The sequence below is a fragment of the Bacillus sp. BSL6 genome, from assembly GCF_052928345.1.
In genome coordinates this window covers 1,083,494-1,096,565 of record NZ_JAVGCW010000001.1, presented here as the reverse complement: position 1 = coordinate 1,096,565, position 13,072 = coordinate 1,083,494, and the positions used below count along the sequence as shown (strand labels likewise).

The following is a 13,072-nucleotide window of genomic DNA, read 5'->3' as shown; positions in this document are numbered from 1 at the left end:
CAGGCTGAGATTTTTATTGATAATAAGGTGAGATCATTAAATAAACAATAACACCAGATAAACTTACATATAACCAAATCGGCATCGTCCAACGTACAATTTTACGATGACGTGTTAATTGATTTGTAAAACCAAATACAAGTGCAAACAATGCAAGTGGTACGATAATTGCTGCCAGGATAATATGTGTAATTAAAATGATGAAATACACATATTTAATGAATCCTTCGCCACCAAAATGTGTTGCTGGCGCCAAGTAATGATACGATAAATAAGAAACACAAAATAGCAACGTCGTTGTAAATGCTGCTAGGATGAAGCCACGATGCATTTTCACATTCTTTTTAATAATAGAGAATAACGCTGCTAATAAAAATACGAACGTAAAGCTATTAAAAATTGCGTTTAACATTGGTAAAATCGTTACATCAAAATGTACTTCTCCTTCATAACCAACAGGTCCAAAGAACAAAAATAAAATAATCGCATTTACAATTACAGAAAGCGTTATCACAATAGGAGCATAGCTTTTCTGATTTGTTGATTGATCCACCAAAATGGTCACTCCCTCTTCCTTCAAATATGTATACGTAACCTCACTATTTTAACATACTATTCACAGTGTAAATGTGACAATAGTTTGACACAGCAAGATAAGAAAAAGAAAAATCCTTCTTAATAAAACTTCTTAAGAAGGATTTTATCGCTTTATTATTCAAATAGCAATGCGATTAGTTTTTGTTAAAAAATGTATCGCTATATGCTTGAAAAATTTCAGACACTTGATATCCCATTAAAGAAATTGCTGTTAATGAAAAGAAACCAATCATAAGAAATCGAAACCACATATAAATCTCCTCCTTGTATTTAGCTAAAAACATTCGCTATATTACAAGTTGAGTGGCACTCTTCATCGTCACTTTCCTTTTTCTTTACAATTGCTGTAATAAATCGAATCATAAAGAAAACTACAAAAGGAAATTGTTCGTAATTTACCTTGGCATAGTTTAGCAACGGCTCGCGCTGCATATCGAACGGGGATGAGAAGGAATAGAACATACCTTGCTCTTCCATATATACAATTACAATTTTCATACAAAATACGATTCCTAGAAACGAAACAATATCTTGCCATTCTGTCGTATATAGCAGGTTATACAGCTCTAATACGTACTCTTCCATCGTCATCCCCCCTTCCTTTTTTATCATTTTGCTCGCCTTCGTATAAAAAGTCAAGAAAAAAGTTTATATTCACTATGACAATAGTAATTACTCATTTTTATGATTATATATGATTCTTTTATAGCAATGATTGGGTGTAACTCTCTTCGAAAACAAGAAATTAGAATCGAACCGATTCCTCATTCTTACTTGTAGTATTCGATACTGTACTATTTTTATTTCTATTAAAAATAAAATAAGAAAGTATTATAAGAACAGTAACAAGCATCGTCAAAAGTGCTTGTGAACGTAAAGATTCAATTGCAAGCATCGCAACTAAAACAGCTATAATAGCGGCAATTGTAACATACGTTACATACGGGAAAAACCACATTTTCACTTTCAAATTTTGTTGTTCTACTTTCCCCATTTTTTTACGGATCTTTAAATGTGAAACAGCTATAACGAGATAAACGAGTAACGCAATTCCGCCAGATGCATTGACTAAAAATAAAAAGACTTTATCTGGAGATATGTAACTAAAAACAACTCCAATATAAGCGAAGAACGTTCCGAATAAAACGGCCCGAACTGGAACACCACTACTATTCAATTTCAAAAATGCCTTTGGAGCATCTCCTCTTTCTGCCATTGAAAAAAGCATTCTTGAGTTCGTATATAAACCAGAATTTAAACAAGAAAGTACAGCTGTTAAAACGATAAAATTCATAATTTGTGCTGCCGCTGGTATCCCTATATGTTCCAGTACCGCTACAAACGGACTTTTTAGTATGTTCGCTGAATTCCATGGAAGAAGTGTAACAACTACAGCAATCGATCCAATGAAAAATACGAGAATACGCCAAATTACACTATTTGTTGCTGTTTTTACTGCTTTTACAGGTTCAGCAGACTCTCCAGCAGCTACTGCAACAATCTCAGATCCCATAAATGAAAATATAACGACAGTAATTCCAAGTAGCACCGAACTTATACCGTTTGGCATAAATCCTCCTTGTCCTACTAAATTCGAAGTGCCAGGTGCTTCCGTTCCTGGTACAAATCCTAAAATAACAGCTAATCCAAGACAAAGGAACAAAACGATACTTATTACTTTAATAAAAGAAAACCAATATTCAAACTCTCCAAATGATTTCACCGAAAAAACATTCGTCAATGTTAATAAAATCGTTAATATTAGGCTTAATAACCAAAGTGGGATTTCTGGAATCCAGTATTGAATAATACCAGCACCTGCTGTGGCTTCTATTGCAATAACAATTACCCAGAAAAACCAATATAGCCACCCAATTGTATAACCGGCCCATGGACCAATTGCTTCTCTTGCATATGTTGCAAATGACCCACTTGTCGGGTTAATAGCTGCCATTTCCCCAAGCATTCTCATAACGAAAATAACAAGAAGTCCTGCTAATGCATATGAAACGATAGAACCTGGTCCGGCTGAATGTACAACCGCCCCACTTCCAACAAACAAACCAGCTCCTATTACGCCACCAATTGAAATCATTGTAATATGGCGTATTTTGAGGTCTTTCTTAAGATTTTTTTCCAACTCTTGTACATCCCCTTCCAAACGTAATTTTGAAATTTTCCCCACATTAACGGGCAGTAAGACCCCCACCTCAAAATTCAGGGGAAGTCAAGAAGTTAGGTGGGAATCTACTGCCCGTAAAAGCCCGATTGGTGAGGGCTGATAATCAGCGGGGGATGAACACCCCCACTGATTAAAGTTTCACTTTATGTAAGAGTATTATGCGAAAAACCTTGTCCTATACTTTAAAATATATCAAAATATTCTGAATTTAACAATTGTAATGCAAACTCCTACAAAAATTATTACATTTGGTTTACTAATTTTCCATATACAATTGTTGAGAAAATTATAGTCACCTTACAAAAGAATGAATTTTCAGATATTATTAAATAAACAAGATTATACATCTAGACAACTTTTTGTATAGGAGTGTTGATATGTTAAACAAGTTCAAATTCATTTGTTGTACGTTAGTCATTTTTTTACTGCTACCACTAGCCCCCTTTCAAGCACAAGCAGCAAACAATTTAGGATCAAAACTACTCGTTGGATACTGGCATAACTTTAATAACGGTACTGGCATTATTAAATTAAGAGACGTTTCACCAAAATGGGATGTAATCAATGTATCTTTCGGGGAAACTGGTGGTGATCGTTCTACTGTTGAATTTTCTCCTGTGTATGGTACAGATGTAGAATTCAAATCAGATATTTCTTATTTAAAAAGTAAAGGAAAGAAAGTAGTTCTTTCAATAGGTGGACAGAACGGGGTCGTTTTACTTCCTGACAATGCTGCTAAGCAACGTTTCATTAATTCCATACAATCTCTAATCGATAAATACGGTTTTGATGGAATAGATATTGACCTTGAATCAGGTATTTACTTAAACGGAAATGACACTAATTTCAAAAACCCAACTACTCCTCAAATCGTAAATCTTATTTCGGCTATTCGAACAATCTCAGATCATTATGGTCCCGACTTTCTATTAAGTATGGCTCCTGAAACAGCTTATGTTCAAGGAGGTTATAGCGCATACGGAAGCATCTGGGGGGCATATTTACCGATTATTTACGGAGTGAAAGACAAACTGACATACATTCACGTTCAACACTACAACGCTGGCAGCGGGGTTGGAATGGACGGTAATAACTACAATCAAGGTACTGCAGACTACGAGGTCGCTATGGCAGATATGCTCTTACATGGTTTTCCTGTAGGTGGTAATGCAAATAACATGTTCCCAGCTCTTCGTTCGGATCAAGTAATGATTGGACTTCCTGCAGCACCAGCGGCCGCTCCAAGTGGTGGGTATATTTCTCCAACTGAAATGAAAAAAGCTTTAGATTATATCATTAAAGGCATTCCTTTCGGCGGAAAGTATAAACTTTCAAATGCGAGTGGCTATCCTGCATTCCGCGGTCTAATGTCTTGGTCTATTAATTGGGATGCAAAAAATAACTTTGAATTCTCTAGTAGCTATAGAACATATTTCGATGCTATTCCCTTGCAAAAATAATAAAAAACAACAATAGGTTTTATATGACCTATTGTTGTTTTTTTTACCACCAATTAACATCGCTCGTTCATCAAAAACAAATTGAGAATGATGATGTGGAATTGAATACATTAGTTACTATTTTGCTTCAATACAAATATTGAAAGTTCAGGTACACTACAAAATCTAACAGGCATTCGGGTTGTCCCAATCCCTCGATTTACATATAAATATAATGGCTTGTTCTTCCCTTCTAATTCATACATACCTTCAACATGACTCTCAGCTAGTTTTGTCGTAATTAACGGACCTATAAAAGGAATTTGAACTTGTCCTCCGTGGCTATGTCCTGACAGTTGCAAATCAACCGGGTAACGAGTTACTTTATCTACAACATCCGGCTCATGTACTAATAGCATATTGAAATCTTCTTGTCTTACATGTTTTAAAGTCGAATCTATTTGTGGCTTCCCTAATAAAAAATCATCTAAACCTGATATTGTAATATACTTGCCGTTTTCCGCTTTAATTTTCTGCACTTCATTTACTAACACAGTGAAACCAGCTTCCTCCATATATTTTTTATAAAATAAACTACCTCCCCCGCCTCTATCATGATTCCCAAACACTGCATATTTCCCTAAGGGCGCATGTATTTGCTGTAATATGCCTTTTGCTTCTTCTTTTTCGGCTTGATACGATCCAAATTTATCTATTAAATCCCCTGTAAAAACTACCACATCCGGACGTAACGCATTCATCTTCTCCACCAAATTTTCTAGTTGTTTCAGTGTGAATTCTGGTCCTAAATGTACATCTGAGAACTGCAATATTTTTTTATTATGAAACTCTTTAGGAATTGTAGAAACTTCTATTTCATTCCACGTAACTGTTACTAGTTTTCGTTCTATTTCTGTCGCATAGAAATACAAACTTATAGAAATCATTACTACACTTACAAAACTGATTATAGATACCTTGACGATTGATTTTTTTTGTTCTTCTTTTACGTGATACGTATCCATGTTCTCACCTCTAGAAGTACTTTAAAGCCTTATTGTTACATGAATGTGACAACACGAACAATGTTAGTTATATTCAATTCCAGCCCTGCTCACTTTGACAAATTTATACAGAAGTCATAACATATTTTTTATAATACATAGATTCTTAAAAATGCTCCATTTATTCTTTTATCATTTTATTAAGGAGAGATTATTCATGTCTGTATTTACACCAGAAGAAATTACGGAACTTGCTGCTAATTCCGGAAGAAAAAAAGCTCATTTATCATTACTCCCTATGCTAATTCTCGGTTTTTTTGGCGGTGCTTTCATAGCATTAGGGTATTTACTCGATATTCATGTTATTGGAACAATGCCAAAGGCTTGGGGATCATTTACTAGTTTTCTAGGCGCTGCTGTATTCCCTATCGGTCTTATTCTCGTTATTCTTGCAGGCGGTGAACTAGTAACTGGTAACATGATGACAGTTTCCATGGCCTGGCTTCAAAAGAAAATTACTTTATTTTATTTCATACGAAATTTAATTATTGTTACATTGAGCAACTTCATAGGTGCTGTATTCGTTGCTTATTTTTTCGGTCATATCGTCGGATTAACAGAGGGCGCTTTTTTAGCGAAAACAGTTTCTGTTGCGCAAGCTAAACTACAAGATACACCACTACAAGCTTTCATTTCTGCAATCGGATGTAATTGGCTCGTTTGTTTAGCTGTTTGGCTCAGTATGGGAAGTAAAGAATTTATCGGAAAGATTATCGGTATCTGGTTCCCAGTTATGACTTTTGTTGCAATTGGATTTCAACACGTTGTAGCCAATATGTTTGTCATCCCAGCTGCAATTTTTGCCGGTCATTTAACTTGGTTTGAATATTTTCCAAACTTCATTTTTGTTTTCTTCGGAAACTTAGTAGGAGGTATGTTATTTGTAGCGTTACCTTATTTCATATCTTATAATAAGAAACTACCTTCTACTAAAGAACAAACGGAATTAAAGAAAAAATCTGTATCCGCTTAAATTAAACGACTATACAGCAATCCTGAAAAATATTACAAATTCCATTTTTTTTATGAATATATGTGCGTACACTTGTTCTCGAATGTTTTATACGTTATAATAACAACTTAAATAGCATTATTTACATATGAGGTGAAAAACATGAACAAAACAGAATTAATCAAAAACGTAGCACAAAATGCTGAGATTTCTCAAAAAGAAGCTACTGTAGTTGTACAAACTGTAGTAGAATCAATCACTAACACTTTAGCTGCTGGTGAAAAAGTACAACTTATCGGATTCGGTACATTCGAGGTTCGCGAAAGAGCTGCTCGTACAGGCCGTAACCCACAAACTGGTGAAGAAATGCAAATCGCAGCTTCTAAAGTACCTGCTTTCAAAGCTGGTAAAGAACTAAAAGAAGCTGTAAAATAATTGAAAAATAGCCTTCTCGTTTACGAGAGGGCTATTTTTTTCATTACATAATTAATAAAAATCTGACCATTATGCTCTTTCTTTTGTTCCTTTATGCAAATAAAGCCTTTACTTTCAAAGAAAGGTTTTGCTGTAATACTTGCTTCTGTATAAATTCCCCTATGCCCCAAGTTCACTGCTTCTTGTTCTAACTTTTGTAGTATGTATGAAGCTATCCTTTTCCCTTGATAATCTTTATGTGTAAATAAACGATTTACGTAATGATCCTCATTATAATCCCCAAATCCGACTATCATACCGTTATAATCCGCTACATAACTAATATTTTTTTCTAAAGACTTTAACCAGCTTTCCCTATCTAGTTGATCTGGTGCCCATGCCTGTAGCTGTAACACGTTATAATCTTTTGCATTAATTGTATGAACTGTTTCATAGAACAACTGTAATACTTGTTCTAAATCCTCTTTATGGAATATTCTAATGATCGTATCTTTTAACATATATATGAACCTCCTTACTACACTATCATTTAACTTTTCTACCATCTAGTATTCAATATTTCTGCTTTATTATTTCTTTGTTCTTTCTATATAAACAAAAAACAATACTTATTTCAAAGTATTGTTTTTTGTTTAAAAGCATATGCAATTACTCTATAGATTTAAAGTTTTATTATTTTAACTTCACTCTTTGCAATCGTAATGCATTTAATACGACCGATACAGAACTAAATGCCATCGCCGCTCCTGCAACCCAAGGTGCTAAGAAACCAAGCGCTGCAATCGGGATTCCTAAACCGTTATAAGCTAGTGCCCAGAATAAATTTTGCTTAATATTTCTTATCGTCATCTTACTCATAAAGATTGCATCAGCAATACTATTTAAATCGCCACGAATTAACGTAATATCTGCCGCTTCCATCGCTACATCCGTTCCTGTTCCAATAGCCATACCGATATCCGCCGTAGCAAGTGCTGGAGCATCATTTATTCCATCTCCAACCATTGCTACTTTCTTACCTTGCGCTTGCAGTTTTTTCACTTCTTCTGCTTTTCCTTCTGGTAATACTTCTGCAATTACGTGTTCAATACCAACTTGCCCCGCAATTGCCTGAGCAGTTTGTGTATTATCTCCTGTAATCATAACAACGTCTAGACCCATTTTCTTAAGTCTTGCGATAGCTGCTTTTGACGTATCCTTTACAGTATCTGCAACGGCAACTATACCAGCATATTCTTTATTAATCGCAATAAGCATCGCTGTTTTTCCTTCTCGTTCTAGCGCTTCCATTGATTTAGAAACTTCTTCAATATCAATATTGAATTTCTTCATTAATCGACGTGTACCAATTAATAATTGTTTCCCTTCTACGACTGATTCAATACCGAATCCAGGAATCGCTTCAAACGTTTCTGAACTTGGAATATCAATTTTCTTTTCTTTAATTCCTTCTACAATCGCTTCTGCAAGTGGGTGTTCAGAATTTTTTTCTGCCGCACCTACTAAACGTAGTATTTCTTCTTCATAGAATCCATCTGCTACAATTACATCTGTTAACACCGGCTTCCCGTTTGTAACAGTACCTGTTTTATCTAGAATAACTGTATCCAATCGATGCGTTGCTTCTAAATGCTCTCCGCCTTTAAATAAAATACCATACTCAGCTGATCTTCCTGATCCAGCCATAATAGATGTAGGTGTCGCAAGACCTAATGCACATGGACAAGCGATAACAAGTACTGCTATCATTTTCTCAAGTGCTCCGCCAAAATCACCTGGTGTAACAAATATCATCCACACTGCAAATGTAATAATAGCAATCACAACTACAACCGGTACGAAAATACCTGAAATTTGATCTGCTACCCTTTGAATAGGAGCTTTTGAACCTTGAGCCTCTTCTACTACTTTAATAATTTGAGCTAATGCAGTATCTCTTCCTACCTTAGTTGCTTTCACTTTTAAAAATCCATTTTTATTCATTGTAGAACCGATTACTACATCCCCAATTGTTTTATCAACTGGAATACTTTCACCTGTTAACATCGATTCATCTATTGCTGACTTTCCTTCTACAATCTCACCATCTACCGGAATTTTTTCACCAGGCTTTACATAAACGATATCACCAGCTACTACTTCTTCGATTAAAATTTTCATTTCTGTTCCATCTCGCACAACTGTAGCTGTCTTTGCTTGTAAACCCATCAACTTTTTAATTGCTTCTGATGAACGTCCCTTTGCTTTTGCTTCAAATAATTTACCTAAAATAATTAGTGTAATAAGTACCGCGCTCGTTTCAAAATATAAATCTGTCATGTGTTCCGAAGAACCGATAGATTGAATGCTTAAATATACACTATAGAAATAGGCGGCCGACGTTCCAAGTGCCACAAGAACATCCATGTTAGCACTTTTATTACGTAACGCTTTATAAGCCCCAACATAAAACTGTCCACCAATGATAAATTGAACTGGCGTTGCAAGAGCTAGCTGCACCCAAGGGTTCATAAGCATATCAGGTAAATAAATAAACGATGTAAATGAGAAGTGACTTACCATTGCCCACAGTAACGGGAATGATAAAATAAACGAAATGATAAACTTCTTCTTTTGTCGCTCAATTTCTTGTAAGCGATGATCAGTTGATTCATCTTGCTCATCTGATTTTACTTCCAATTTATATCCTAATTTCGTAATTGCACTCTTCATTTCATTTACATTAATTTCATCAGGATTAAAATCTACTGTAGCTGATTCCAAAGCGAAATTTACTGTCGCCCCGTTCACACCTTCTAACTTATTTAAACGCTTTTCTACTCTATTGGCACATGCTGCGCATGTCATTCCTGAAACAGTAAATTCAGCTTTATCACTTACAATTCCATATCCTAACGATTCAACTTTTTCCTTAAATTGTTGCGGATTTGTTTTTTGGGGATCATACATTATTTTGGTCTTTTCAAGTGCAAAATTTACATTTGCATCATGAACACCTTCTACTTTTTTCAGACCTTTTTCAATTCTATTTGCACAGGCCGCACATGTCATTCCTGATATTTGCAGATTGGCCTCTTTTTGTTCATTCATGTCTCTCACCTCTATATACCCTTATGAGGTATAATTATTAGCAAAATAAATCGTACTTCCTATAAAGTACGATTTATTTCCATATTTAAAAATAATTATTGAACATCGTATCCTTGATCTTCGATTACAGCAACAATATCTTTTAATGTTACAGCAGACGAGTCGATAGTAACTTCAACAGTTCCTTCTGCTAATTGAACTTTCACTTGCTCAACACCGTTTAGCTCTTTCACACTGCTTTCGATAGCATTTACACAATGTCCACAAGACATACCTTCAACTTGTAATGTTAACTGTTCCATTTAAAATCCTCCTCTTGTTTCTTCATTGTTTGTTAATCACAACTTCATCTTACCATACCCCCCTAAGGTAATCAATGGTTTTGTGTCATGATTTTTCAATTTTTTTCTAAAAGTTTATTTTACACACACTTTTTCACACCCATACAAGGATAAAGAAAAAAACAAGCCAGTTACGTACTAGCTTGTTTTTACGCTTTTGAAAAACGTTCAAATACTGTCATTAATTCTTCAATTGCTTCGTCACCATTACCATCTTTAATTGCACCTGAAACACAATGACTCGTATGGTTTTTTAATACACCCATTCCTACTTTTTTCATCGCTGCATTAATCGCTGAAATTTGCACTAAAATATCCACGCAATAACGATCATTTTCAATCATATTTTGAATACCGCGGACTTGTCCTTCAATTCTCTTTAATCTATTTATAATTTGTTCTTTTTCTTTTTCTGATCTATGTGTTACTGCTTCATGCTCTTTATGATCCATATTATCACCTTCTTAAAGTTTCTCTTCATCCAATAAAACAACTGTTTTTATGAGTATACCAATTATAGCATTAAATATCTATGCATGATACCCCATATGAGTATATTTCCGCTTTATGATTATTCTTAACACATTGTTAGCTTCTCAGTCTCAATTTTCATTATACCCTTTCCTTTTTTCAAAAAACAATAATAAGCGGGGATTGTCCATCCCCGCTTATTATTCATCCCAAAATATAAAAGTCTCAATCTTCACACTTGTAAATCGAGACTTTTTTCTTCCTATATATAATTATTGCTGATCACAGACTTTTGTATCATTCACTACTGAAGTTCCTTCAACAGTTACCGTATGAAAACAATCATTTACTCGAACTGTAACAACATTATCTTGCCGATCAATAATATGATATTCATTAAAATTTTTATTTAGAGCACTGCGAATTTGTTCTCCTTCATAAATTGGGATACCATGCGATAAAACCCAAATAAGTCCAGCGATAGCGAGAATAGTTTTCATACGATCTACCTCCTTGAGAATATAGTGAACTTTTCATCCATCCTTTTCAGCTCTACGAATCATGATGAAAATAAACTAAGCCTTTTTGGAAATAAGTTCATTTCGTCTATTTTATGTTTATGCTAATTGTGACCGAATTGTGACAACTTTTTGTCTCTTTAGACGAAAAGTTGAAACAAAACTTTCAAAAAGGACAATTCTACTTCTCAAAACAAAAGGCTATGGAGAATTTCTCCATAGCCTTTTGTTTGCATTTTATTAAACACTCGTTTTATTATCTAACCTACTACAGATTATAGAAAAATGTGGATTCACTCAAATCACTAACCATTTAATCGATGGATACGTAACTAATGAATCTTAATCCTTTACTTAAAGAACTCGGCACAACTGATGCATGATTCTCTCCTTCAGCCTCATAAAATGTAAACCGAAACTGATCGTGTTTTACTTGGAGAAGGCGCTCTGACAATTCATTAGCACCTACAACCATATGCTCTCGTTCTAGTGAACCAACTGTAAGAAATACTCTTGTTTTAACCTTTGCATTGTTTAATTCATTTATAAGATTTCCTTCTTTTTCAAGCACAGATTCGTTATTCCACCAAATAGATGGACTACTTATAAAATAATTTTGAAAGGCATTTACGTTTGTAAATAATATATGTAAAGCAAATAGACCACCTAGTGAATGCCCAAATAATGTTTGTTTTCCTTTATCAATTTCAAAATTCTTTTCAATTTGCGGCTTTAATTCTTCTTCAATAAAAGTAAAGAAATGATGTGCTCCTCCTGTTTTAGGCCAAGGTTTACCATCTGGTTTTAAAGCCGCATCTTTTGAAATTACGCTAGGCGTAAAATCATAACATCTTTCTTCACCTGAAAATGCCCCTTCGATTGGATAACCAATACCTACTATAATGGCTGGTGAAACACCTGTTTTTTCTGCTCTAACTGATTGTATTTTAACCGCTTCATGGAATGTTTGAAAAAAGGCATTACCATCTAATACGTAAATGACAGGATATCCTGAATCCGGTGCTGGTTGCCTCGGCTTTGAAATATGAATTTGATATTCCTTACCATCTAATTTTGAATACATGTTCCACTGTTCAGTATTAGATGTTACAATCTGCTGTTTTTCAATAGTAGTGTTCATTTTATATTCCCCCCCCTTTTAACTTGTTACATATATTTCTACTTTTTCTTCTTGAGATACAACGCTATCATAACCGAAGCAAACAGGAGACCCATTATACGGATCAATCATGACACGCGCATCAATATGAAAGATTTCTTTTAACACTTCATTTGTAATGATTTCTTCTGGGCTACCAGTTGTAACGATTTCCCCTTCCTTCATTGCAATAATTTCATCTGAAAACCTTGCTGCATGGTTAATATCATGTAATACCATAACGACCGTACAATTATGGTCTTTATTTAATTTCTCCACAATTTGTAATACATCTAATTGATGAGACATATCAAGATATGTAGTTGGCTCATCTAATAACAATACTTCTGTCTCTTGTGCCAAAGCCATCGCTAGCCATACCTTTTGTCGTTGACCACCTGATAAATTTGCAATTTGTCTCGTTCGAAATGCAGAAGTTTTCGTTATATCTAATGCCCAGTCAATCATCTCTTTATCTTTTGAAGTTAACTTATTTACATTATTTCGATGTGGATAACGTCCATAAGAAATTAATTCTTCTACTTTAAGCTCTCCTGGTGCAATTGGAGTTTGCGGAAGTAGCGCTAACTGCTTCGCAATTTCTTTCGTTGGAATTGTATGTAAATCCTGTCCTTGCAAATATACTTTACCACTCTTTTGCTTTAAAATTCTTCCCATTGTTTTTAACAGTGTCGATTTACCGCACCCGTTTGGTCCTATAATTGTCGTTACTTTTCCTTCTTGTATTTCCACATTTAAATCGCGAAACACTGTAAGCTTTTCATAACTTGTTTCTAAATTTTTCGCACTTAAAATACTCACTT

At 34.6% G+C, this 13,072-nt stretch carries 14 protein-coding genes; 3 read left to right on the top strand and 11 right to left on the bottom strand.

Annotated features, from left to right (window positions below; all coding sequences use genetic code 11):
* Positions 1-13 precede the first annotated feature (13 nt).
* The 3 genes from RCJ96_RS05955 to gabP all read right to left on the bottom strand — a co-directional run bounded on the left by RCJ96_RS05955 (position 14) and on the right by gabP (position 2,737).
* Complete coding sequence (locus RCJ96_RS05955) at positions 14-556, bottom strand: DUF420 domain-containing protein (protein WP_000228315.1); 543 nt, start codon at positions 554-556, stop codon at positions 14-16.
* 311 nt (positions 557-867) lie between these two features.
* Positions 868-1,209, bottom strand: a complete 342-nt coding sequence (locus RCJ96_RS05950) for a hypothetical protein (protein WP_139302793.1) — start codon at positions 1,207-1,209, stop codon at positions 868-870.
* A 133-nt stretch (positions 1,210-1,342) separates the two neighbouring features.
* Positions 1,343-2,737: a GABA permease gene (gene gabP, locus RCJ96_RS05945; protein ID WP_074608257.1), complete on the bottom strand. Its 1,395-nt coding sequence runs from the start codon at positions 2,735-2,737 to the stop codon at positions 1,343-1,345.
* Positions 2,738-3,156: 419 nt separating this feature from the next.
* Between gabP and RCJ96_RS05940 the strand changes: the two genes are divergently transcribed.
* Positions 3,157-4,239: a chitinase gene (locus RCJ96_RS05940; RefSeq protein WP_074608217.1), complete on the top strand. Its 1,083-nt coding sequence runs from the start codon at positions 3,157-3,159 to the stop codon at positions 4,237-4,239.
* Between the two features lie 110 nt (positions 4,240-4,349).
* Here the strand turns inward: RCJ96_RS05940 and RCJ96_RS05935 are convergent, their stop codons facing one another.
* Positions 4,350-5,243, bottom strand: coding sequence for a metallophosphoesterase (locus RCJ96_RS05935; protein ID WP_446699729.1), 894 nt, complete (start codon positions 5,241-5,243; stop codon positions 4,350-4,352).
* A gap of 196 nt (positions 5,244-5,439) precedes the next feature.
* On the opposite strand from RCJ96_RS05935, the gene RCJ96_RS05930 reads away from it, so the two are divergent.
* Both RCJ96_RS05930 and RCJ96_RS05925 read left to right on the top strand, forming a co-directional pair.
* The gene (locus RCJ96_RS05930) at positions 5,440-6,255 is read left to right on the top strand and encodes a formate/nitrite transporter family protein (protein ID WP_074608220.1); all 816 of its coding nucleotides are present in this window, start codon (positions 5,440-5,442) and stop codon (positions 6,253-6,255) included.
* Between the two features lie 141 nt (positions 6,256-6,396).
* Positions 6,397-6,669 (top strand): HU family DNA-binding protein, encoded by a 273-nt coding sequence (locus tag RCJ96_RS05925; protein WP_001043904.1) that lies wholly within the window; start codon positions 6,397-6,399, stop codon positions 6,667-6,669.
* A 20-nt stretch (positions 6,670-6,689) separates the two neighbouring features.
* On the opposite strand, the gene RCJ96_RS05920 is transcribed toward RCJ96_RS05925, so the two are convergent.
* The 7 genes from RCJ96_RS05920 to RCJ96_RS05890 all read right to left on the bottom strand — a co-directional run bounded on the left by RCJ96_RS05920 (position 6,690) and on the right by RCJ96_RS05890 (position 13,070).
* Positions 6,690-7,169: a GNAT family N-acetyltransferase gene (locus RCJ96_RS05920; RefSeq protein WP_074608222.1), complete on the bottom strand. Its 480-nt coding sequence runs from the start codon at positions 7,167-7,169 to the stop codon at positions 6,690-6,692.
* A 172-nt stretch (positions 7,170-7,341) separates the two neighbouring features.
* Positions 7,342-9,759, bottom strand: a complete 2,418-nt coding sequence (locus RCJ96_RS05915; protein ID WP_074608224.1) for a heavy metal translocating P-type ATPase — start codon at positions 9,757-9,759, stop codon at positions 7,342-7,344.
* A gap of 95 nt (positions 9,760-9,854) precedes the next feature.
* Positions 9,855-10,061, bottom strand: coding sequence for a copper chaperone CopZ (gene copZ / locus RCJ96_RS05910; RefSeq protein ID WP_000436973.1), 207 nt, complete (start codon positions 10,059-10,061; stop codon positions 9,855-9,857).
* A gap of 188 nt (positions 10,062-10,249) precedes the next feature.
* Positions 10,250-10,552 (bottom strand): metal-sensing transcriptional repressor, encoded by a 303-nt coding sequence (locus RCJ96_RS05905; RefSeq protein WP_000349636.1) that lies wholly within the window; start codon positions 10,550-10,552, stop codon positions 10,250-10,252.
* Between the two features lie 291 nt (positions 10,553-10,843).
* Positions 10,844-11,071 carry a hypothetical protein gene (locus tag RCJ96_RS05900; RefSeq protein ID WP_000849103.1) on the bottom strand — a complete coding sequence of 76 codons (228 nt, stop codon included), beginning with the start codon at positions 11,069-11,071 and terminating at the stop codon, positions 10,844-10,846.
* A 331-nt stretch (positions 11,072-11,402) separates the two neighbouring features.
* Complete coding sequence (locus RCJ96_RS05895; RefSeq protein WP_074608226.1) at positions 11,403-12,230, bottom strand: alpha/beta hydrolase; 828 nt, start codon at positions 12,228-12,230, stop codon at positions 11,403-11,405.
* Between the two features lie 18 nt (positions 12,231-12,248).
* Positions 12,249-13,070: an ABC transporter ATP-binding protein gene (locus RCJ96_RS05890; protein WP_446699728.1), complete on the bottom strand. Its 822-nt coding sequence runs from the start codon at positions 13,068-13,070 to the stop codon at positions 12,249-12,251.
* Positions 13,071-13,072: the final 2 nt, after the last annotated feature.